This window comes from Ruegeria sp. YTSA144, from assembly GCF_059610125.1.
The window spans coordinates 188,930-210,812 of sequence record NZ_JBXWNA010000006.1; the positions used below are offsets into that span (position 1 = coordinate 188,930).

The 21,883-nt window shown below is 58.5% G+C and carries 15 protein-coding genes; 10 read left to right on the plus strand and 5 right to left on the minus strand.

Features of this window, described 5'->3' with window-relative positions; genetic code table 11:
* Positions 1-102 precede the first annotated feature (102 nt).
* Both AC2FF8_RS14350 and AC2FF8_RS14355 read left to right on the plus strand, forming a co-directional pair.
* Entirely contained in the window at positions 103-1,866 is a 1,764-nt protein-coding gene (locus AC2FF8_RS14350) for an autotransporter assembly complex protein TamA (RefSeq protein WP_496880056.1), read from the plus strand.
* Positions 1,863-5,951: a translocation/assembly module TamB domain-containing protein gene (locus AC2FF8_RS14355; protein WP_496880001.1), complete on the plus strand. Its 4,089-nt coding sequence runs from the start codon at positions 1,863-1,865 to the stop codon at positions 5,949-5,951. The genes AC2FF8_RS14350 and AC2FF8_RS14355 overlap by 4 nt, the downstream gene beginning before the upstream one ends.
* A 269-nt stretch (positions 5,952-6,220) precedes the next feature.
* Here the strand turns inward: AC2FF8_RS14355 and fdhF are convergent, their stop codons facing one another.
* From fdhF to AC2FF8_RS14370, 3 genes are all read right to left on the minus strand, one after another.
* A complete protein-coding gene (gene fdhF / locus AC2FF8_RS14360; protein WP_496880002.1) occupies positions 6,221-9,004 on the minus strand; it encodes a formate dehydrogenase subunit alpha in 2,784 nt (927 codons plus the stop codon).
* A gap of 13 nt (positions 9,005-9,017) precedes the next feature.
* Positions 9,018-10,721 (minus strand): NAD(P)H-dependent oxidoreductase subunit E, encoded by a 1,704-nt coding sequence (locus tag AC2FF8_RS14365; protein ID WP_496880003.1) that lies wholly within the window; start codon positions 10,719-10,721, stop codon positions 9,018-9,020.
* Between the two features lie 85 nt (positions 10,722-10,806).
* Entirely contained in the window at positions 10,807-11,688 is an 882-nt protein-coding gene (locus AC2FF8_RS14370; protein WP_170344938.1) for a LysR family transcriptional regulator, read from the minus strand.
* A gap of 214 nt (positions 11,689-11,902) precedes the next feature.
* Between AC2FF8_RS14370 and AC2FF8_RS14375 the strand changes: the two genes are divergently transcribed.
* Positions 11,903-12,295: a GFA family protein gene (locus AC2FF8_RS14375; RefSeq protein ID WP_496880004.1), complete on the plus strand. Its 393-nt coding sequence runs from the start codon at positions 11,903-11,905 to the stop codon at positions 12,293-12,295.
* 78 nt (positions 12,296-12,373) lie between these two features.
* Here AC2FF8_RS14375 and ychF read toward each other — a convergent pair whose 3' ends face one another.
* Complete coding sequence (ychF, locus tag AC2FF8_RS14380) at positions 12,374-13,471, minus strand: redox-regulated ATPase YchF (protein ID WP_170344936.1); 1,098 nt, start codon at positions 13,469-13,471, stop codon at positions 12,374-12,376.
* A gap of 202 nt (positions 13,472-13,673) precedes the next feature.
* On the opposite strand from ychF, the gene AC2FF8_RS14385 reads away from it, so the two are divergent.
* The 7 genes from AC2FF8_RS14385 (at position 13,674) to AC2FF8_RS14415 (ending at position 19,702) form a co-directional block, all read left to right on the plus strand.
* Positions 13,674-14,162, plus strand: coding sequence for an acyloxyacyl hydrolase (locus AC2FF8_RS14385; protein WP_496880005.1), 489 nt, complete (start codon positions 13,674-13,676; stop codon positions 14,160-14,162).
* Positions 14,163-14,240: 78 nt separating this feature from the next.
* Positions 14,241-15,032, plus strand: coding sequence for a tryptophan synthase subunit alpha (trpA, locus tag AC2FF8_RS14390; RefSeq protein ID WP_170344934.1), 792 nt, complete (start codon positions 14,241-14,243; stop codon positions 15,030-15,032).
* Between the two features lie 147 nt (positions 15,033-15,179).
* Positions 15,180-16,346, plus strand: coding sequence for an alpha-hydroxy acid oxidase (locus tag AC2FF8_RS14395; protein ID WP_496880006.1), 1,167 nt, complete (start codon positions 15,180-15,182; stop codon positions 16,344-16,346).
* Positions 16,347-16,595: 249 nt separating this feature from the next.
* Positions 16,596-17,249 carry a 50S ribosomal protein L25/general stress protein Ctc gene (locus AC2FF8_RS14400; protein WP_170344932.1) on the plus strand — a complete coding sequence of 218 codons (654 nt, stop codon included), beginning with the start codon at positions 16,596-16,598 and terminating at the stop codon, positions 17,247-17,249.
* A gap of 141 nt (positions 17,250-17,390) precedes the next feature.
* A complete protein-coding gene (gene pth, locus AC2FF8_RS14405) occupies positions 17,391-18,071 on the plus strand; it encodes an aminoacyl-tRNA hydrolase (protein ID WP_496880007.1) in 681 nt (226 codons plus the stop codon).
* Positions 18,072-18,154: 83 nt separating this feature from the next.
* Complete coding sequence (locus AC2FF8_RS14410; RefSeq protein ID WP_496880008.1) at positions 18,155-19,318, plus strand: serine hydrolase domain-containing protein; 1,164 nt, start codon at positions 18,155-18,157, stop codon at positions 19,316-19,318.
* 9 nt (positions 19,319-19,327) lie between these two features.
* The gene (locus AC2FF8_RS14415; protein ID WP_496880009.1) at positions 19,328-19,702 is read left to right on the plus strand and encodes a DUF2237 family protein; all 375 of its coding nucleotides are present in this window, start codon (positions 19,328-19,330) and stop codon (positions 19,700-19,702) included.
* 52 nt (positions 19,703-19,754) lie between these two features.
* Here AC2FF8_RS14415 and AC2FF8_RS14420 read toward each other — a convergent pair whose 3' ends face one another.
* Positions 19,755-21,407: an Ig-like domain-containing protein gene (locus AC2FF8_RS14420; protein ID WP_496880010.1), complete on the minus strand. Its 1,653-nt coding sequence runs from the start codon at positions 21,405-21,407 to the stop codon at positions 19,755-19,757.
* Positions 21,408-21,883 lie beyond the last annotated feature (476 nt).

The window sequence follows — 21,883 nt, forward strand, 5'->3', positions numbered from 1 at the left end:
TTCAAACGACCGTGCATGACGCGGGCAAGAGAACTGGAATTGGGACAGTTGGGGCAATTCATGCAAAGGAGCAAGCGGCAATGCCGTCTGGGGCGCTGGCTGATGGCCGCAGTTGTGACTTTGGCCCCAACCACATTGGCGGCGCTGGAAACCTCACTTTCCGCCCCCGGCGCATCGAAAGAACTGGTTGAACGCCTCGAAAAGACATCCTCGGTAACCACGGCTGAAGAACGCGGCCTCGACACCCCGCTTGAAATCCTCTCGGGAGCCTTGTCGGATTACCGAACGATTGTGCAAATCCTGTACGACGAAGGGTATTTCAGCCCGGTCGTCAGCATCAAGCTTGATGGACAGGAAGCGGCCGAGCTGAGCTCTCTCACGGTGCCTGCACAAATCAACCGTGCTGCGATTACCGTCGAAACCGGGCCACGCTTCAAATTCGGCACCGCCACAGTTCAGCCCCTGGCCCCTGAAACGGAACTGCCCGAGGACTTTGCCCCAGGGAAACTGGCGACGACCGGTGCCATTCAACAGGCCTCCTCGGCCGGTGTTCAGGGATGGAGGGACGCGGGTCACGCAAAAGCCGGAATTGCGGGTCAGACAATCATCGCGCGCCACGCCCAGGCCCGCCTGGATGCTCAGATCGACCTTGACCCCGGGCGCAGGCTGACATTTGGCAAAATGTTCATCAAGGGCAATTCAGACGTGCGCCACAGATCCATCGAAAAGATCGCCGGCTTCCCCAGTGGCGAGGTCTATTCGCCCGAGAAAATTCAGAAGGTGGGAACACGGTTGCGCCGGACCGGCACGTTCAACGTGGTCTCGTTGCAGGAACGAGAGACGCCGAATCCGGATGGCACACTGGATTTCGATGCCACGTTCGAAGACCTGCCCAAACGTCGGTTGACCTTTGGTGTCGAACTGGCCTCTCGTGATGGTGTGGATGTGACCGCGACGTGGACCCATCGCAACATGTTCAGGCGCGCAGAACGTCTGCGCTTCGAAGCGGCGGTCCGAAATATTGGCGGTGCAGAGGATATTGATGGCCGGATCGGATTGCGTCTGGATCAACCCGACCGGCTTGGCCCTGATGACAACACCTTCTGGAGCGCCCTGCTGGAACGCCGCAACACGGAAAACTACAATGTGACGGTGGCGTCGCTGGCCTATGGTGCGCGCCGAACGTTCTCGGACAGTCTTTACGCCGAGGCATCGGCCGGATTTCAGTGGTCGGATGCAGATGACGCATATGGCAGCGGGCGCAAGTTCAGGTATTTCATCGTGCCGTTCCGATCCGAATGGGATGAGCGTGACAGCAAAGTCAGTGCCACGCGCGGTTTCTATCTGGATTCCCAGATCATGCCTTTTGTCGGCTTTTCCGGCAGCGACACTGGAATTCGTCTGTTTTTCGATGGCCGCGCCTATACCAGCCTTGGCACCGGAGGAAGGATTGTACTGGCGGGGCGGGCGCAATTGGGATCCGTGATTGGCCCACCCGCAGACGGTGTCACACCTGACTTTCTGTTCTTTTCCGGTGGCGCGGGAACCGTGCGCGGGCAGCCGTATGAAAGCCTCGGCATTCCGGTCGGGACCGGCGTCGCAGGCGGCAAGTCATTTATTGGCTTGTCCGGTGAGATCCGAGGCAAGGTTACCGACAGCCTGTCGCTGGTCGGGTTTTATGACTACGGTGTCGTCGATACGTCTTCCTTTGTCGGCAGCGGCGCGGAAGACCACTCGGGCGCCGGTATCGGCGTAAGATATGATCTGGGCGGGTTTGGCCCCCTGCGTCTTGATCTGGCCTATCCTGTCAGCGGCCCCACCGGGGACGGGCTACAGTTCTACATCGGGATCGGACAGGCATTTTGAGACGGTACCTTTCATACCCTCTGCTGATCGGCGCGCTGGCGGTCGTGCCTGTGGCCGGACATCCGCAGGAGGACCAAGGCGGTAGCATGATCGAGCGGTTCCTACAGGATACACTGTCGGGCGACGATCAGAACGTCACCGTCAAAGGCCTGAAAGGTGCGCTGAGTTCACGTGCCACGATTGCCGAGATCACGGTTGCCGATGACGAAGGGGTCTGGCTGACCATAAAGGATGCCGAACTTGACTGGAACCGGCTGGCTTTGATCCGTGGGCGGTTCTCGGTCAATGCCTTGACTGCACAAGAGATCGACGTCGCCCGCGCGCCGGGCACCACCACCAAAGATACGCCGCCGCCAACCGCAGAGGCAAAAGGTTTCCAACTGCCTGAACTGCCCGTTGCCATCGAAATCGGTGAAATTCGTGTCGACGAGCTGGCTTTGGGCGAGCCTCTGATCGGAGTAGCCGCAGAACTGGCGGTCAATGGCAACCTGTCACTTGCCGACGGGACGCTGGACACCGATCTGGATATCACCCGGCTGGACCGGGCGGGCGATGAGATCAAGCTGGCAGCGGGCTTCCAGAATTCAACCAGCCAGATCGATCTTGACCTTCAGGTGACAGAGGCAGCGGGCGGCCTGATCTCGGCCGCTCTGAAAATTCCGGACAGTCCACCGATTGGGTTGACCGCGAAAGGGTCCGGACCGGTGACCGACTTCACCGCAGATATCGGCCTCAGCAGCGATGGTCAACCTCGGGTGACAGGGCAGGTTCGGTTACGCTCGGCCCCGACTGCCGCGGCCAGCGCAGAAGATGGCATTGCGTTTACTGCCGATCTCGGTGGTGATTTGACGCCTTTTGTCGCCGAAGAAATGGATACGTTTTTCGGTGCCAAAACACGGCTCTATGTGGATGGGCGAACCCAGCCTGAAGGTGCGCTGGAAATTGACGAGCTTGAGTTCTCGTCACAAGCACTGAACCTGAAAGGCCAGCTACAATTGGCGGCAGGTGGGCGATTGCAACTCGCGGCCCTGCAAGGACGCATAACGCCACCGGAGGGTGAAAGGGTAACTCTTCCAGCCTCGGGCGGTGACACGTCCGTTGGAGCAGCACAGATTTCGGCGCTGTACGACGAAAAAAACGGCAATCATTGGGACTTGAGTCTGACAGCAGATGCCGTGCAGGCCGAGCAGGTTGATTTGGAGCGCGCGCAAATTACTGCTCACGGGACCCTGGAACAGGGCGCAGCGCTAAAAATCAATGGCAACCTGCAGGCCGCGTTGGACGGTATTAGTCTGGCGGACGAGGCCCTGAATGCAGCAATAGGCGACCTCGTCACTCTGGATGGCACTTTCGAATATGGCAGTGACCAATCCCTGAACCTGACAGGTCTCGAACTGGTCGGTTCGGATTACGAATTGGGCGTCGACGCATTGGTCAGCGGCCTGTCCTCCGGTTTGGCCGTCGACGGCACCGCCACTTTGAAAGCCACGGATCTGTCCCGGTTTTCGGAACTGGCGCAACTGGAGTTGGGAGGCGAGGTCTCGGCCAAGGTGACCGGTCGGGGCTCGCCACTGAAAGGCAGTTTCGACGGCAAGCTGGAGGTCGAAGGAACCGACCTTTCGACCGGGCGTGATGACATCGATCCGGTGATCAAGGGCAATACAACGATAACGCTCGACGCCAGGCGCGGCGCAGATGGCGTAACCATCCGAGATTTCACCCTGATCGGAGATACCATGCGCGCCCAGGCCGACGGCACGGTAACGACCCCTGATGGCAACGTGACGATCGATGGTCAGGCGACGGTCAATTCCCGGGACCTGTCCGTGTTTTCCGGCCTTGCCCAACGCGAACTCGGAGGCGCAGTGCAAGCGAAACTGAACGGAAAAGGAACCGTTCAGACGCTGGAGTTTGACGGCGCGGCCAGCGTATCGGGCCGGGATATCAAAACCGGTCTGACCGAGATCGACCCGCTGTTGGCCGGTCGCAACGAGATTACGTTCGACGGTGCGCTGAACCAGGAACAGATTGTGATCCGCGACGCGACGGTGAACGGTTCTGCCCTGACCGCCAAGGTCTCTGCCACCATAGACGATCCAAAGAATGCTTTGGCTATTGACGGGCAGGCCAATCTGAACATCCCGGACCTTTCACCGTTTTCAAACCTTGCCAAACGCGATCTGGCTGGGGCGATCCGTGCGGATGTTGCCGGCAAGGGCGCGGTCGGCAGCAAGGCGTTCGACGTAAAAGGCAATTTGGCTGCGGACGATATCAAAACCGGGATCGACGCCGTTGACGACCTGATCCAGGGGCGAACGAACCTGACCGTGGACGCGGTGAACAACGACGAAGGCCTGAACATCCGCACGTTCCAACTGATTGGAACCGCCCTGTCGGCAAATGCATCAGGCAAGTTGGACCGAAACGCTGGCGGCTTGGACTTTTCCGCCAAACTGGATGACCTTGCTCGTCTGTCGCAAACCTTGTCCGGCCCGCTTAACCTGAGCGGGAACGTCGCTCCGACCAGTTCTGGGCTGGAAGGCACTGCCCGCCTGGACGGACCTGACAGCTCATACGCCAGCCTTCAGGGAACGGTTGAGCGGGATGGGTCTGCCGACGTCGACTTTGACGCCAATCTGAACCGGATCGAGCGGTTTGTTCCAGAGTTTCCCGGCACCGTTGCAGCAACAGGGACGGCCCAGCGCGACAATGGAGTCTGGACGATCGACGCCAAGGCGCAAGGGCCCGCCGACATAGACACCACCTTGGCCGGCACCTTTGATGAAACCCGCAGTCAGGCGGATCTGACGGCTCAGGGCGGCATAAACCTTGGAATCGCGAATGTCTTCATCACACCAAACAAGATCGACGGGTCGGCGCGCTTCGATCTGGCACTCAAAGGTGCTCCGGCGCTGGCGTCGCTGAGCGGATCGATCACCACTTCGGGCACATCTCTTGCCGTTCCGGGTGCTGGCCAGACCATTACCGGGATCAGTGGTCAGGTGGATCTGGCGCAAAGCCGCGCAACCATCACACTGAATGGCGGGGTTCGGGCGGGCGGCAACTTTACCGTCGACGGACCTGTTGACCTGACCCCTCCGTTCAACGCCCAGATCACCACCACCCTGAACAACCTCGTGCTGACGGATCGGTTGCTGTATGAAACCACCCTGAACGGTCAGATTGCCATGACCGGGGCGTTGGCCGGAGACAGTTCTTTGGCCGGTCAGATCACGTTTGACGAAACCAACATCAACCTTGCAGCCGCGTCCGGCGCCGTGGGCGCGGCACCTATCCCGGACATCCAGCACATCAACGAAAGCCGTGCCGGTTTCATCACGCGAGAGCGTGCCGGATTGGTCGTGACCGAAGGATCCGAGAAAAGCGCGTCCCGTATTGCGCTGGATATCAGCCTGCTTGCACCCAAGGCGGTTTTCGTCAGAGGGCGAGGCGTAAACGCTGAACTGGGCGGTCGGATTCTCATCGGCGGCACCACAGCATCTGTTGTTCCGTCCGGTCAGATCGAACTGATCCGGGGGAATTTCGACATTCTGGGCCGCAGATTGGCACTGACCAAGGGTATCGTCACGTTGCAGGGCGACCTGACCCCGTATATCGAGTTCGAGTCTTCAGCCAGCACGTCTGACGGCACGGCGACAATCGAAATTGCGGGTCCGCTGGATTCACCTGAGGTCAATGTGTTTTCCGACCCCGAACGCCCGGCTGAAGAAGCGCTGGCGATGTTGCTGTTCGGGAATCGGTTTTCAGAAATCTCGCCGTTCCTGATCGCGCAGATGGCGGCATCGCTGGCGCAGCTCAGCGGTGCGGGAGGTGATGCAACCAAAGGCCTGCGGGACTCCACCGGAGTGGATACGGTTGACATAGGTGCTACGGAAAGCGGCGCGGGCCGTTTGGGCGCAGGCGCGTATCTGGGTGAAAACCTTTATACAGACTTCACCGTGAACACCGAAGGTGACACCGAAGTGAACCTGAACCTTGATGTCACGGACAATTTCACGGTGCGCGGTACGGTCGATGGCCGAGGAGAAACCGGCGTGGGTGTGTTCTTCGAGCGTGACTATTGACCAACCGTCAAAAAAGCCGAGGTGAGCCATCCGTTTGTTTCGCACGATCCGGTGACGGGTGTTCAAATTGCCAAATGGACGCCTGGTTCCGATTTCGTTGGTGGTCGCGATGCCATCGCCAGTGCTGAAACTTGCGTGGTGCTGCGGCCAATTGATGACCCAACGAATTGCCGGGGCAAGTCAGATGGGGCAATCGTTTGAACGACGGCGCGGCAAAGAAAAAAGCGGCCCCCTGCCAGAGGCCGCCTTCATTCAGTCTGGCCGCGATCTTATTCCGCTGCCATCGCATCCTCGATCTTTTCGACACGAATGGCCGAGAATTTGAACTCGGGGATCTTGCCGTAAGGGTCGATGGCCGAGTTCGTCAGGATGTTCGCCGCTGCTTCGACATAGGCAAACGGAATGAACACCATGTCTTCGGCAATGGCCCGGTCAGCGCGCACCATGATTTCAATCGAACCGCGACGCGTGGTCAGGCGGATCATTTCGCCCGGATCAATTCCCATCAGCTTCAGAGTGCGCGGGTTCATCGAGCAGTTGGCCTCGGGCTCGACCGCGTCAAGAACCGTTGCCCGGCGGGTCATTGAACCGGTATGCCAATGTTCCAGCTGACGGCCGGTGGTGGCGATCATCGGGTATTCGTCATCGGGCGCCTCATCGGGCGGGATGACGCTGGCCGGTGTGAACCTTGCTTTGCCGCCCGCGCGGGGGAAACCATCACCGAACACGATGGACTGGCCGGGATCGGTTTCGCTGAGCGACGGATAGGTGATCGTCTCGGTTTCCAGTCGTTCCCAGGTGATATTGTCCAGCGACTCCATGGTCAGTTTCATCTCGGCAAAGACCTCAGACACATCGGAATAATCCCAGTTCAGACCGATCCGTTGAGCCAGTTCAACTGTGATCTTCCAATCCTCGCGTGCCTCACCCGGAGGTGCCACGGCCGGACGGACACGCTGAACCTGACGGTTGGTGTTCGACACCGTGCCGTTCTTTTCATACAGCGCCGAGGCCGGCAGGATGATGTCCGCATAGTTCGCGGTTTCGGTCAGGAAGATGTCCTGCACGATCATCAGGTCCAGCTTGGCCAGCGCCTCACGTGCGTGGCCGACATCCGGATCGGACATGGCCGGGTTTTCACCCTGAATGTACATGCCCTTGATGTTGCCCGCATAGGCTTGGTCGATGATCTCGGTGACGGTCAGGCCCTTCTCGTTCGAGAAGTCGTCCGAGTTCCAGACACTGGTGAACTGCGCGCGAATGCTGTCATCGGTAACAGTCTTGTAGTCCGGCAGGAACATCGGGATCAGACCTGCGTCCGACGCGCCCTGCACGTTGTTCTGCCCCCGCAGCGGGTGCAGACCCGCGCCGGGCTTGCCCACATTGCCCGTCATCAGGGCAAGGCTGATCAGGCAGCGCGAATTGTCGGTGCCGTGGATATGCTGGCTGACGCCCATGCCCCAGAAGATCAGACCGGCCTTGGCCTGCGCAAAGGTGCGCGCAACGCGGCGCAGCTGATCCGGTTCGATGCCGCAGATCGGTGCCATCGCCTCGGGCGTGAACTGGCGCAGGTGCTCTTTCTCGGCCTCCCAGTTCTCGGTCCAGCGGTGGATGTACTGGCTGTCATACAGCTCTTCCTCGACGATCACGTTCATGATCGCGTTCAGCATCGAGACATCGGCACCGGGCCGGAATTGCAGCATTTCGTCGGCAAACTTGCGCATACCAACGCCGCGCGGGTCCATCACGATCAACTTGCCGCCGCGCTTGGCGAACTGTTTGAAATAGGTCGCCGCGACGGGATGGTTTTCAATCGGGTTGGCGCCGATGATGATAACCACGTCCGAATTTTCGACCTCATTGAACGTCGCGGTCACAGCACCCGAGCCGACATTCTCGATCAGAGCGGCAACAGACGACGCGTGGCACAGACGGGTGCAGTGGTCGACATTGTTGTGCTTGAAACCCTGACGGATGAACTTCTGGAACAGATAGGCCTCTTCGTTGGTGCATTTGGCTGAACCAAAGCCCGCAACGCTGCGCGGGTCTTCGTCGCGCAGGGCTTTCAGCCTGGTTGCGGCCAGATCCATCGCCTCGTCCCAAGTTGCTTCGCGGAAATGGGTCGACAGGTTGCCGGGATCGACGTTCAGCCCCTTCTCGGGCGCGTCCTCGCGCCGGATCAACGGCTTGGTCAGACGATGCGGGTGGTGGATATAGTCGAACCCGAACCGGCCCTTGACGCACAGACGGCCTTCGTTTGCCGGGCCGTTGATACCCTCGACATACTTGACCTTGCCGTCCTTGACCTTCAGCGAAACCTTGCAGCCCACCCCGCAGAACGGGCAGACGCTTTCGGTCTCAGAGTCGTAATCTTTGCTGTCGCCCTGCTGTTGGTCGTCCAGCACGGTTGCAGGCATCAGGGCGCCGGTCGGGCAGGCCTGAACACATTCACCACAAGCGACACAGGTTGAATCGCCCATCGGGTCGTTCTGGTCGAACACCACCTGAGCGGTGTGCCCGCGACCAGCCATGCCGATCACGTCATTCACCTGCACGTCGCGACAGGCGCGGACACAGAGGTTGCAGTTGATGCAGGCATCCAGATTGACCCGCATTGCCACATGGCTGTCATCCAGCAGCGGAATCTTCTCGGGCTTTTTCGCCGGAAAACGGCTGTCGCTGACATCGTTCAGCTTGGCCATGTCCCAGAAGTGGCTCGATTTGTCATGCGCCACCTCGGGCTGGTCGGCCACCAACAGTTCCATGACCATGGCGCGCGATTTCTCGGCGCGGTCACTGTCGGTCTTGACCACCATCCCGTCAGCAGCCGGGCGGATGCACGAGGCGACCAGCGTGCGCTCGCCTTCCACCTCGACCATACAGGCGCGGCAGTTGCCATCGGGTTTGTAACCCGGCGCCGGTTTGTGACACAGATGCGGTATCACCAGCCCACGGCCATTGGCCGCTTCCCAGATGGTGGTCCCTTCGGGCACGGTGACGTCATCGCCGTTCAGGTTGAAGGTGACGGTTTTGTTTGGGCTTGCATCAAGCATGGCTCTGTCTCCCTCAGATCTCATTGGCGAAATGTTTCATGACCAGGCGGATCGGGTTCGGGGCCGCCTGCCCCAGCCCGCAGATCGAGGCATCGCCCATCACCTGGCACAGATCTTCCAGCAGGTCTGTGTCCCACGTGTCGGCCTGCATCAGCTTCACCGCCTTTTCGCAGCCCGCCCGGCAGGGGGTGCATTGGCCACAGCTTTCGTCCTCGAAGAACCGCAGCATGTTCAGCGCCGCATCGCGGGCGGTGTCCTGATCGGACAGAACCACAACCGCAGCAGACCCGATAAACGTGCCCAGCGGCTGTAGAGTGTCAAAATCGAGCGGGACGTCGTCGATGCTGGAGGGGAGAAGACCTGACGACGGCCCGCCCGGTTGATACGCCTTGAACACATGACCTTCGGCCATGCCTCCGGCTGCATCAATCACGTCAAGAATGGTCGACCCTGCCGGCAGCAGGTAGACGCCGGGCTTCGCCACCCGGCCCGAGACCGAATAGCTGCGCAGCCCCTTGCGGCCATTCTTTTCAACCGAATTGAGGATCTCCGGGCCTTCCCGGCAGATCTTGGATACCCAGTAGAGCGTCTCGACATTGTGCACCAGCGTCGGCCGGCCGAATACACCGACCTGTGCCACGAAAGGCGGGCGGTGACGCGGCAGGCCCTTCTTGCCCTCGATCGACTCGATCATCGCGGATTCTTCACCGCAGATATAGGCGCCTGCACCACGGTGCAGGTCGATATAGCCAGGCTCAACAATTCCGGCATCTTCCAGCGCGGCGATCTCGCGGCGCAGAATTTCCAGAACCGCAGGGTATTCGTCACGCATGTAGATAAAGCAGGTCTCGGCCTCGACCGCCCAGGCGGCGATCAACATGCCTTCAAGGAAGACATGCGGGGTGCGTTCCAGGTAATAGCGGTCCTTGAACGTGCCGGGTTCGCCCTCGTCCCCGTTCACGGCCAGGTAACGCGGGCCGTCATTCATGCGGACAAAGCCCCATTTCTTGCCCGACGGGAAACCTGCGCCACCCAAACCGCGCAGGCCCGAGGCCAGAACCTGTTCCTGAACCTCTTCCCAATCGCCGCCCTCGCGCAATTCATTCAGCTTGGCGTAACCGCCATTCTCGACATAGGCCGAGAAGGTCTCGTAATCAGGCAAATGGGCATGGGTGTCATCCGCAGCAATCGCGGCCTGCACCTTTTCGAGGGTCGCGTGGTCGATATGGTTGTGACCGATTTCCAGCACCGGCGCGGTGTCGCAGCGCCCCATGCAGGGCGCGCGCAGAACGCGCACTTCGGACGGGTCCAGCCCATCCTCCAGCGCTTTTTTCAGCTGTTGCGCGCCGGCCATTTCGCAGGACAGGGAATCACAGACTCGAATGGTCAGCGCGGGCGGCGGTGTTTCACCTTCTTTCACCACGTCGAAATGGGCATAGAAAGTCGCGGTCTCGTAGATCTCGGCCTGCCCGATCCGCATCTCGACGGCCAGCGCTGCGATATGGTCGGCGCTGATATGACCGTGCGTGTCCTGAATCAGGTGCAAATACTCGATCAGCAGGTCGCGGCGGCGTGGGCGGTCGCCCAGCAAGCGTGCAATTTCAGCCTGCGCCTCATCCGTGAACTGACGACCTTTGGGCGTATGCCGCCCCTTGCCTTTACCTGACTTCCAGACGCCCTTGGGTGCGCCTGATGGCTTGGTGTCTAATGGTGCCATGATGCCCTCCGATTCAGGCCCCGTGTCTCATCAGGCTAGCATATCGTCAAATCGCTTTTTGCAATCACACGATAACGACATCTTATCACCGTAAAGACGTCACCACAGCGCGCAGCGCCTGCACCGTTGGCAGTTCTGGATCGCGGCTTCGTGTCGCCAGACAAATCGGTTTGCTGACAATGGGCTCGATCAGCGGCAGCACCTTTGTCCCTTTCAACTCGCCCAATGCCCGCACAAGGACACGGGGCACAACCGTGGCGGCCAGCCCCTCGCGTGCCATCACCATCGAAGCGGTAAATCCGCTGGTTTCGGCAACCACGTCCGGGTACAAACCCTGATCTTCGAATACATGATCCAGAATACGCCGGTTCTGCATCTGGGGCTCGAGCAGACTTAGCGGGAATTCGGCCACGCGCGCCCAAGGTATCGGACCGGTTTCGTCCGTCATGTGCGACGGGACCAGCAAGACATAGGTTTCCTCGTACAAAGGTTGCACCTGTCGCAGGTCGGTCCCGATGCTGTCGCCATATGTTATCCCGGCATCCAGGCTACCTTCATCCAGCCGGTGTTGAATGGCGGTGGCAGACATGGTTTCGATGCGCGTAACGATGCGCGGATGCGCTTGCCGAAAGCGTTTGGTGAGGCGCCCGGTAAAGGCGATGGCCGTCGGAATCACGCCAAGGATCAGCGTACCGGTGATCTCGCCCCTGGTGGCCAGCACCTGCTGCTCGAGTGCCTTGGTGTCGTCGAGGATGCGCCGCGCCCGCTGGACGATCATCTCGCCCTCTTCTGTCAGGCCCTGAAACCGGTTGGCGCGGCGGACGATGGACACGCCCAGCCGATCCTCGAGGTTGCGTATGCGCATGGAAAAGGCGGGCTGCGAAATCCCGCATTCCTCTGCCGCCTTGGCAAAATGCCGATGCCGTGCCAAGGCACTGAGCAATTGCAGGTCGCGAATTTCGATCATCTCAGGGCGTTCCTGTTGGCAGGTCGTTCGTCAGAGTATCGGATATTCGACGGAGGAGAAAAGAGCACAAATTTTGCACCGGCTGCGACTTGTGATTCCCGAACTCAAATCATTTGCCATGCAGGAACAGTTAAACGCATGATGGCCTCAACCAAGCGAAACAAAGCTGACAAAACCCGGAAATTGTCTTAGCTTCCAGAGGCGGAGGTTCAGGATGACGGAACGAATAACAGGTGGGTGCAAATGTGGTCTGGTTCGCTATGCAGGCACCCGACTGAATGTGCCAATGTTTCGTTGTCACTGTCGCGACTGCCAGCAACTCACAGGTTCGGGGCATTCAGAGATGATGCCACTGGTCCTTGGCTCTTTTGAAGTAAGCAATGCTTGCAAAACGTACGAAATGCTGGGCGGGTCGGGCAAACCAACGTTCAGCGGCTTCTGCCCGAACTGTGGAGCGCAGCTTACAAGGCGCAGCAGTCTTATGAATGATCGTATCTATGTTCACGCATCGTCGTTGGATGATCCGCGAAAATACAATCCAGAAAAATCAATCTATCAGGACTCTGCGCAATCCTGGGATGCAACCTCAGTCGTCGGACAGACGTAAAAGCACAGGACAGTTCAATTCCTGATTTGAGTTGGCGGGCCTCGATACACCAATGCGATTGCGGGTTGTGACGCAATCTCAGGTATTGAACAGGAAATGCATCACATCGCCATCCTTGACGATGTAGCTTTTTCCTTCGGCCCGCATTTTTCCTGCCTCTTTCGCCCCTTGCTCGCCGTTGCAGGCGATGAAGTCGTCATAGGCGATGGTCTCGGCGCGGATGAAACCCTTTTCGAAATCACCATGAATGACACCAGCCGCCTGCGGTGCGGCAGTGCCGGTGCGGATGGTCCAGGCGCGGGCTTCTTTCGGACCGACCGTGAAATAGGTTTCCAGCTTGAGCAGGTCGTAACCGGCACGGATCAGACGGTCGAGGCCAGGCTCTTCCAGACCCATTTCCTCAAGGAACATCTGCGCCTCGTCCGCTTCAAGCAGGCTGATCTCTTCTTCGATCTTGGCGCTGATGATGACATGAGAGTTGCCTTGGGCGGCAGCCATCTCGGCGACCTTCGCCGAATATTCGTTGCCTTCAGCGGCTTCTTCCTCGGACACGTTGCAGACATAAAGAACCGGCTTGGTGGTCAGCAGCTGCAACATCTTCCAGGCCTTGGTGTCCTCGTCCGAAACCTCGACCAGACGCGCAGGTTTGCCGCTCTCCAGCATCTTTTGCGCTTCGGCAAGCAGGCGGTCCTGCTGTTGTGCCTCTTTGTCGTTGCCTTTCAGCTTGCGCACCAGGTTGGCACGGCGCTTTTCGATGCTTTCCAGATCGGCCAGCATCAGCTCGGTCTCGATGGTCTCGGCGTCGGCCACTGGATCGATGCGGCCTTCTACATGGGTCACGTCGCCATCTTCGAAACAGCGCAACACATGGGCGATGGCATCGACCTCGCGAATATTTGCCAGAAACTGGTTCCCCAGCCCCTCGCCTTTCGAGGCCCCTTTCACCAGACCGGCGATATCCACGAATGTCATGCGCGTCGGGATGATCTGTTTTGACGATGCGATTGCGGCCAACTTGTCGAGCCGCTCATCCGGCACGGCCACATCGCCTACATTGGGCTCGATCGTGCAGAACGGGAAGTTCGCGGCTTGCGCGGCAGCGGTTTTGGTCAACGCATTGAACAGGGTCGACTTGCCCACGTTCGGCAGACCCACGATTCCCATCTTAAAGCCCATAACGGCCTCCTGCATAGAATACGAACGCAGCTTCTATGCAGGTCCGCATCAATGCGCAAGTGATTGCCGGACTACTTTGTTCGAGTCCCTTCGGCCACATCACGAAATTGTTCTCAAATCGTGTTCTTGTCGGTGCTCAAAAACGAAGGGTAGGATAAACAATTAACATAGCGCGACCAAATAAAATGGCAGAAAGACAATAATGGAAAAGCTCCTTCTTGGGGCCGTATTGACGGTCTCCACATTTGCTGCGGCCCAGGCTCAAACGGTTGTTTTTGGTGCTGGATATGCTGATTATTCCGAAGACACATCCGAGGATCAGGGCCTGATTTCACTTGAATATCAGCACAGCCCGTTTCACCAGGCAGCCCGGTTCAGCGCGGGTTGGGGGGCCGCATTGTCGGTTGATGAAAGCGGGAATACGCATGTCGGCGCAGGCCTGGTCGGCCTGTATTCGCTGAACGAGCGGTGGTTTGTCGAAGGCAGCGTCATGCCAGGCTATTATCACGCCAGCGATGACAAGAACGACCTGGGCGGAGACTTTCAGATCCGCAGCCTTCTGGGCCTTGGATACAGCCTGAACAACGGCAACAGAATGTCGGTTGCGATCACGCATAAATCCAACGCCAGCACCAATGATGAGAACCCCGGTGTAAACGCGGTTCTGCTGCGGTATCATCTGGGCTTCTGACCTATTCCTGCGTTGGCGGGATTGATTTTCGGTCAAAGTTTCTGCACACGGGTCCAAACCCGAGTGCAAGGACATCCGATGACCCGTATCGACGCTAAGTTTGCCGCCCTGAAAGCCGAAGGAAAGAAGGCTTTTGTTGCCTATGTGATGGCAGGGGACCCAGACTATGACACCTCGCTCGACGTGGTCAAAGGCCTGCCCGGTGCCGGTGTGGACATTATCGAACTGGGTTTGCCCTTCACTGATCCGATGGCGGATGGCCCCACCATTCAGGCGGCGGGCCAACGCGCGCTGGATGGCGGGATGACGTTGCAGCGCACATTGGATCTGGCCCGCGCGTTCAGGGAAACAGACGACACAACGCCAATTGTCCTGATGGGGTACTACAACCCGATTTACAGCCGGGGTGTTGAGGCCTTTCTGGCCGATGCCAAAGATGCCGGTATTGACGGGCTGATCATCGTCGATCTGCCGCCCGAGGAAGACGAAGAGCTTTGCCTGCCTGCTCAGGCGGCCGGGCTGAACTTCATTCGTCTTGCAACACCTACCACGGATGACCAGCGCCTGCCGCGCGTTCTGCAAAACACCTCGGGCTTCGTGTACTACGTCTCGATCACCGGCATCACCGGTGCGGCCGAGGCGCAGGCAACGGATGTGGCCCCCGAGGTTGCCCGCATCAAGGCCGCGACCGAACTGCCGGTGATCGTGGGCTTTGGCATCAACACGCCCGAGAAATCCCGCAATATCGCGTCTGTGGCAGATGGTGCCGTAGTCGGATCGGCAATCGTCAGCCAGATCGGTGCAGGCAAACCGGTCGACGAAGTGCTGGGTTTTGTAAAGTCCCTGTCGGATGGCGCCCACAGCGCCTGATCCGGCGGTTAAAACAACACGCTCGAAAGCCTGCCGCAGAGTGCTCTGCGGCAGGCTTTTTTGACCGCCCGACACAAGGCCAGATCATTGCAGCCTTTGACATGCATTGGTAAGGGAAACGAACCAGTAAGTTCGGAGGTCTGAGTCATGCCTGTGATAACCAATATTGAAGACCTCAGGCGCATTTACGAGCGTCGCGTGCCGCGGATGTTCTACGATTACGCTGAAAGCGGCAGCTGGACGGAACAGACATTCCGCGAAAACAGTTCCGACTTTGAAAAGATCCGCCTGCGCCAGCGCGTTGCCGTTGACATGTCCGGACGTTCGACTGCCTCGGAAATGATTGGGCAGCAGGTCTCGATGCCGGTTGCGCTGGCCCCGGTTGGTTTGACGGGGATGCAGCATGCGGACGGAGAGATGAAGGCTGCAAAAGCTGCCGAAGAGTTTGGAGTACCCTTCACCCTTTCAACCATGTCGATCAACTCGATCGAAGACGTGGCCGAGCACACCGAAAAACCATTCTGGTTCCAGCTCTATACGATGAAAGACGCTGACTATGTCAGCCGTCTGATCCAGCGGGCCAAAGACGCCAAGTGTTCGGCGCTGGTGATCACTCTGGATCTGCAGATTCTGGGCCAACGGCACAAAGACCTGAAGAACGGCCTGTCCGCACCACCCAAGCTGACCGCAAAGACCATCGCGAACCTGATGACCAAATGGGCCTGGGGCATTGAAATGCTGGGGGCCAAGCGGCGCGAGTTCGGCAACATCGTGGGACATGTGCAAGGTATCTCGGACGCGTCTTCACTGGGGGCCTGGACCGCTGAACAGTTCGATCCCACCCTCGACTGGAGCAAAGTCGAAAAACTGATGGAACAGTGGGGCGGAAAGGTGATCCTGAAGGGGATACTCGACGCGGAAGATGCCAAAATGGCGGCCAAGCTTGGGGCCGATGCCATTGTCGTGTCGAACCATGGCGGACGTCAGCTGGACGGCACGCTCAGCTCGATCAGGGTATTGCCCGAGATCATGGACGCTGTTGGCGATGATGTCGAAGTGCATCTGGACAGTGGTATCCGCTCGGGTCAGGACGTGCTCAAAGCGTTGGCGCTGGGGGCCAGGGGGACGTATATCGGCCGCGCATTTGTTTATGGGCTGGGCGCCATGGGCCAGAAAGGCGTCACCACCGCGCTGGAAGTGATCCAGAAGGAACTCGACACAACAATGGCGCTGTGCGGTGAAAAAACCGTCGGCGCGCTGGGGGCGCACAATCTTCTGGTACCTGAAGATTTCGGCGGTCGTTGGCAAGGTTGATTCCGCGGGAGTTTTGGGGCTCTGCCCCCGCCGCCCGTTCCGGGCGCCTCCCCCGGGATATTTGTGGCCAGATGAAGCAGCGGACCCTTCACTGATCTGGCAAAGAACACTTCGGAACGCGCGGCTGAGCCCCACAAAACGACAAGCCATGAATTACCCCTTTCCAAACCGGATGAATCGAGATAAGGACGCGGCTTCACGCGGGTATACAGCCTTGGAGGATACCCGCCCTAACATTGGAGAATTATCATGGCTGGAGAGATTCCTGATCTCGTAGCTCTGGAACGGACGGGGACAGGCAAGGGCGCCGCTCGCAAAACACGCCGCGAAGGCATGGTTCCGGGCGTTGTGTTTGGCGGCGACAAAGATCCGCTGCCGATTCAGATTCCGTTCAACGAACTGTTCAAGCGCCTGAAGGCCGGTCGCTTCAAGTCGACCCTGTGGAACCTGAAGGTCGAAGGCCATGAAGACGTTCGCGTCATCTGCCGCGACGTTCAGCGCGATGTCGTCAAAGACCTGCCGACCCACCTGGACCTGATGCGCCTGCGCCGGACCACCAAGATCGCACTGTATATTCCGGTTGAATTCATCAACGAAGATGAAGCCCCCGGCATCAAGAAGGGCGGCGTGCTGACCGTTGTCCGCCCGGAAGTCGAGCTGTTGTGCACCGCAGGTGACATTCCTGAGAAGATCACCGTTGATGTGGCCGGAATGAACATCAACGACGTCGTCACCATTTCGTCGGTTGACCTGCCCGAAGGCACCAAGCCGACCATCGACCGCGACTTCGTAATCGCAAACGTCTCGGCACCGACCGGTCTGTCCACGAGCGACGACGAAGAAGGTGAAGAAGCGGAAGTTGCAGCCGATGAAGTCGAAGTCGTCGGCAAAGAAGAAGAATAAACCCGGATCAAACGTCTGGATTTTGAAACGGGGTTCTGACGAGCCCCGTTTTTTTATGGTCAACACACGCAGCGCTGGCTGGATTTCCATGGCAATTCCGGGCATCACATAGCCTCGAGGCTACAGAGGCGGAGCATGGTCATGAAACTCTTTGTCGGATTGGGAAACCCGGGACAGAAATACGCCCGGAACCGGCACAACATCGGGTTTATGGCCGTGGACCGGATTGCGGAAAACCATGGGTTTGGCCCATGGAAATCCAAGTTTCAGGGCGAAATCTCGGAAGGGCGGTTGGGCTCTGAAAAAATCCTGTTGCTGAAACCGCAGACCTTCATGAACCGGTCCGGTCAATCCGTGGGTGAAGCGATGCGGTTCTACAAGCTCGAGTCCACTGATGTTGTCGTGTTCCACGACGAGTTGGACCTCGCCCCGGGCAAAGTGCGGGTAAAGGCGGGCGGTGGACATGCGGGGCATAATGGCCTGCGTTCGATTCACGACCATATTGGTGCCGCCTATGATCGTGTCCGGCTTGGGATCGGACATCCGGGGCGCAAGGAGATGGTCTCGGCTTATGTCCTGAGCGACTTTGCGAAATCCGAGGCGGACTGGCTGGATGACGTCCTTCGGGGTGTTTCAGACGGAGCGCCCCATCTGGCGCGGGACGATGGTGGAAAATTCATGAACGCGGTGGCCTTGCGCACTGCGCCGCCCCGGTCGTCCAAGACGGCTGCCCCGAAAGCCGAAACCGCGCCTAAGGCACCTCCTGAACCACCGGCCGACGAACGGTCCGCCATGCAAAAGCTGTTGGACAGGTTCAAATAGCGCGTCGCCCTCTTTCCGTTACGTCGGCGTTGCGAAAGCGGGACGTCCACGTTCCAATACCCGCAAACAAGGGAGGCTATGCGATGCGGTCCGTATTGAAGTGGGTTCTGCGCATTGTGCTGGCGTTGGCTCTGGCCGCCGCTGCCGTTGGGCTTTGGAAACGCGAAGAGTTACAGCGCCTGATGGCGGTGAACTCTCTGTTTGCCGAGGACAGGATCGTTCACAACTTTTCCCACATGGATGAAGCATTTCTGACCGTGGATCTGCCACGCGGAAACGCCCCAACATGGGAACTGCCCTACGGCGAAGGTTTCGATCTTCCTGAAGGCACCGACACTTGGATCAATGAACGCTCTGTCACTTCTTTGCTCATCATGCACAACGGCAAGATCCGGTTCGAGGAATACTATCTGGGCACCGGCCCCGATGACCGCCGGATTTCCTGGTCAGTGGCAAAAAGCTATCTGTCGGCGCTTTTCGGCATTCTCCTGCAAGAGGGCGCAATCGAGTCGTTGGATGATCCCGTCGTCAAATACGCCCCCAAACTTGCAGACAGCGCATATGACGCGGCGACAATTCGGAACGTTCTGAACATGGCCAGCGGCGTCACGTTCGACGAGGATTATCTGGACCCGAAGTCTGACATCAACAGGATGGGCCGTGTGATTGCCCTGGGCGGTGAACTGGACGATTTCGCAGCCTCATTGCAGGACAGTTTCGCACCGCCCGGTGAAACCTGGCAATACGTTTCCATAGACACTCATGTTTTGGGCATGGTGATACGCGGGGCGACCGGTCGCAGTGTTGCGGATCTTTTGACGGAAAAAATCCTTCAGCCCCTGGGCCTTGAGCGCGACGGATACTATGTCACCGACGGCGCTGGTGTCGCCTTCGTTCTGGGTGGTTTGAACTTCACGACACGTGACTTTGCGCGGTTTGGACAAATGATCCTGCAAGATGGGGTACTGAACGGTCGGCAAGTGGTGCCCGCCGACTGGATATTCGAGGCAACTCAACCCAGCGCCCCGACCGCTCAGGGGAAGATTGGGTATGGGTATCAGTGGTGGATTCCACGCGGCGCGCACGAGGGAGAGTTTCTGGCCCGGGGCGTGTATGGGCAATACATCTATTTCAATCAACCTCGCGGCGTTCTGATTGTGTCTACCGGCGCTGATCGGAAATTCCGCGACACTGGCGTAAATGACCAGAATATCGAAATGTTCCGCAAGATCGCAGAAAGCCTGTAAGGTGCCTTCATGCAAAAGCAAGACAGTATCAATGTACTTGGCGGTGTTCTGGCGCCCTGCTCACGCGACCCTCTGACCGGGTTCTTTCGGGATGGTGCATGCAATACCTGCCCCGAGGATCAGGGCAGCCATACCGTTTGTGCCGTGATGACGGCCGAGTTTCTGGCATTCTCGAAATACGTCGGCAATGATCTGAGCACGGCTCGGCCCGATTTCGATTTCCCGGGCCTCAAGCCCGGTGACAGCTGGTGTCTGTGTGCCAGCCGGTTCCTACAGGCCCATGACGAAGGATGTGCCCCAAAGGTTCACCTGGAAGCAACACACCAACGCGCGCTTGAGATTGTGCCGCTTGAGATCTTGCTTCAGAACAAGGCGAATGCCTGACAGCCATTGCGCCCGGGCGAGACCTGATCCGCGATCCAGTCTCGCCCCAAGGTCAGAATGCCATTTGCCAGATCAGGCTGATGCTGTAGTTTTCGAAACCGCTTTCACCGATGCCATCGTAGAACACGTTTGCTGCAAGCAAGCTGTTGTTTTCCAGCCGATAGTCCAGGCCCAGATCCGCGCGGGCGCGGGCGGTGTCGCCAATCGGTGTCACGCCCGGAGCGGTGCCGGTACCGGAAGTCGTGCTCCAAATCCCTGAAAGCCCGCCCGTCAGCATCATCTCTCCGCGTGACACTTGCAGCGTGTGGCTGAAATCCATACCCAGCCGTGCCGTCGTCAAACTGAAATCCTGCTGTGGGATCAGATTGCCCAGGCTGTCAGTATAAGCATTCTGGTCGTCACTGGCATAGCTTACATCCAGCAATGGCATCAATGTCAGGGCACCACGCTTTATCTCACCGGTCACGCGCGACTGGACCAGCCAGCGATCACTGTCGAAACTGTCCTCGTAGGTGCCAAACGGTGAGATGTTGTTGTCGGCTTGTCCATAAAGAACACGCCCCTCGAAAAACACCGCATGATTGGGCATTTTTGCCACCACATAGGGACCAACCAGCCAGCCCGTACCATCCACGCTGGCCGGGCCGTTTTCCGTTTCGGCATAGTCGAACTGAAGCATGGCTCCGATCAACAGGTTCGAACTGACCTGACGATGCGCCCCGACAACAGCCAGTGCATAGGAGCTATCAAAATCATCCTGCGAGCTCCAGTTGCCGGTCACACTGAACCAGACGGGACGCGACGGATCACTGGCGAAATTCAGATACCCTGAGCCCTGCGTGACAGACGTGTCCAGAACACCCGACCCGGAACGTTGCAGAAACTGGGTCAGTTTCGGCTGGTTCGTCACAAGGCTGTTGGCCCGGGCGTTCTGAAACGCCTGAATCTGACGTTGAGCATTTGTCACGGCCTGAAGCGTGCTGACCCTGTTTGATTCCAGGTTCAGGTTTCCAGCCGCGTCCGAGAACACCCCTGCGGGAATGAAAAGCTCGATGGTGCCGTTGTTCTGGGGCGTCAAAGTGGCGACATAGCTGGTGCCGGACCCGGTCAGAGTGGCCGTTGCATTGGTGACGGACAGGTCGCCCACGGTGAAATCGGTGCTTGGTTCGCTCAGCGTAATGGTTGCTTGAAACGTTCCGCTGCCGGTCGGCGTCAAGGCTCCGATCGCTGCGGTCGGCTGCGTGGTATCCACCAGAACGCGCGTGTTGACGATTTGGGTGTTTGTTACACCGGACAACGCGATCTCATAGCGATAAAGCGGCCCGCCGACGGATTCGCGTGCGGTGAATGTAATTCCCAGATACCCGTCAGCCGCATAGGTGGAATCCGCGCCATCCTGGCTGAGAATGGTCGCGCCGATATAGCCCAGAGAAGCAAGGCCGGCAGGCGTGATTGCAGTCAGGTTCAGAATGCTGTTGTTGAAATAGAAACTGCCGCCGGGAACCTGCCCCGATCCCCCCAGGGACACAAAGGCAGTGCCTGAAGGCGGGATATTGTTGAAAAAGATACTTCCGCCGTTCGGTGTCGGAATCGAGGTTATGATGAAGCCGCCCCCAAGGGCCGCGCCCTGTTTCGCACTTCCGATCATGAGTGCTGAAATCAGAAAACAGAGGCACAACAGCCTCGAAATAACGGACCTAACCATTTTACCTCCTACAACACCGCGAGGGTGCTAAACACCAGGGTGTCCGGGCAGTTTTACTGCGCCCCGAACCGCGTCATCCCTTGTCCCATCCATTGCAGAGACGCCCCTGAACCGGCCGCAACACCGCCAGTTACCCAATAGTTAATTCAATTTGGAGACGCTGTATAGAATTGGAAACGACTCAACTTTGGCGTGCGGGCCACATGGCCGTGCACAAACCGCAAGGCAAAGGTGAAAAATGCCGTAAAACACTTCGGACCCCGGTGTTTTCAGGGTGTCTTCATCGCGAAAGGCCACGACAAGCCGTGACTGTGCAAGTCACAAGCTCAAAATGTGCCGGTGACAAATTCTCGGCTTCTGCCGGAGTATTCGCAACAATCTCAGGTAGAGATAGCAACTGGCAGCCGTCGGGAAACAAAATGCGCGCACAATGAATGATCCAGGTTTCACGGCAGGCGGCGATTCCTCCGGCTTCT

Coding starts and splice junctions, on each gene's coding strand:
- AC2FF8_RS14350 (WP_496880056.1), top strand. CDS start 103: ATGGCCGCAGTTGTGACTTTGGCCCCAACCACATTGGCGGCGCTGGAA.
- fdhF (WP_496880002.1), bottom strand. CDS start 9,004: ATGCTTGATGCAAGCCCAAACAAAACCGTCACCTTCAACCTGAACGGC.
- AC2FF8_RS14365 (WP_496880003.1), bottom strand. CDS start 10,721: ATGGCACCATTAGACACCAAGCCATCAGGCGCACCCAAGGGCGTCTGG.
- AC2FF8_RS14370 (WP_170344938.1), bottom strand. CDS start 11,688: ATGATCGAAATTCGCGACCTGCAATTGCTCAGTGCCTTGGCACGGCAT.
- AC2FF8_RS14375 (WP_496880004.1), top strand. CDS start 11,903: ATGACGGAACGAATAACAGGTGGGTGCAAATGTGGTCTGGTTCGCTAT.
- ychF (WP_170344936.1), bottom strand. CDS start 13,471: ATGGGCTTTAAGATGGGAATCGTGGGTCTGCCGAACGTGGGCAAGTCG.
- AC2FF8_RS14385 (WP_496880005.1), top strand. CDS start 13,674: ATGGAAAAGCTCCTTCTTGGGGCCGTATTGACGGTCTCCACATTTGCT.
- trpA (WP_170344934.1), top strand. CDS start 14,241: ATGACCCGTATCGACGCTAAGTTTGCCGCCCTGAAAGCCGAAGGAAAG.
- AC2FF8_RS14395 (WP_496880006.1), top strand. CDS start 15,180: ATGCCTGTGATAACCAATATTGAAGACCTCAGGCGCATTTACGAGCGT.
- AC2FF8_RS14400 (WP_170344932.1), top strand. CDS start 16,596: ATGGCTGGAGAGATTCCTGATCTCGTAGCTCTGGAACGGACGGGGACA.
- pth (WP_496880007.1), top strand. CDS start 17,391: ATGAAACTCTTTGTCGGATTGGGAAACCCGGGACAGAAATACGCCCGG.
- AC2FF8_RS14410 (WP_496880008.1), top strand. CDS start 18,155: ATGCGGTCCGTATTGAAGTGGGTTCTGCGCATTGTGCTGGCGTTGGCT.
- AC2FF8_RS14415 (WP_496880009.1), top strand. CDS start 19,328: ATGCAAAAGCAAGACAGTATCAATGTACTTGGCGGTGTTCTGGCGCCC.
- AC2FF8_RS14420 (WP_496880010.1), bottom strand. CDS start 21,407: ATGGTTAGGTCCGTTATTTCGAGGCTGTTGTGCCTCTGTTTTCTGATT.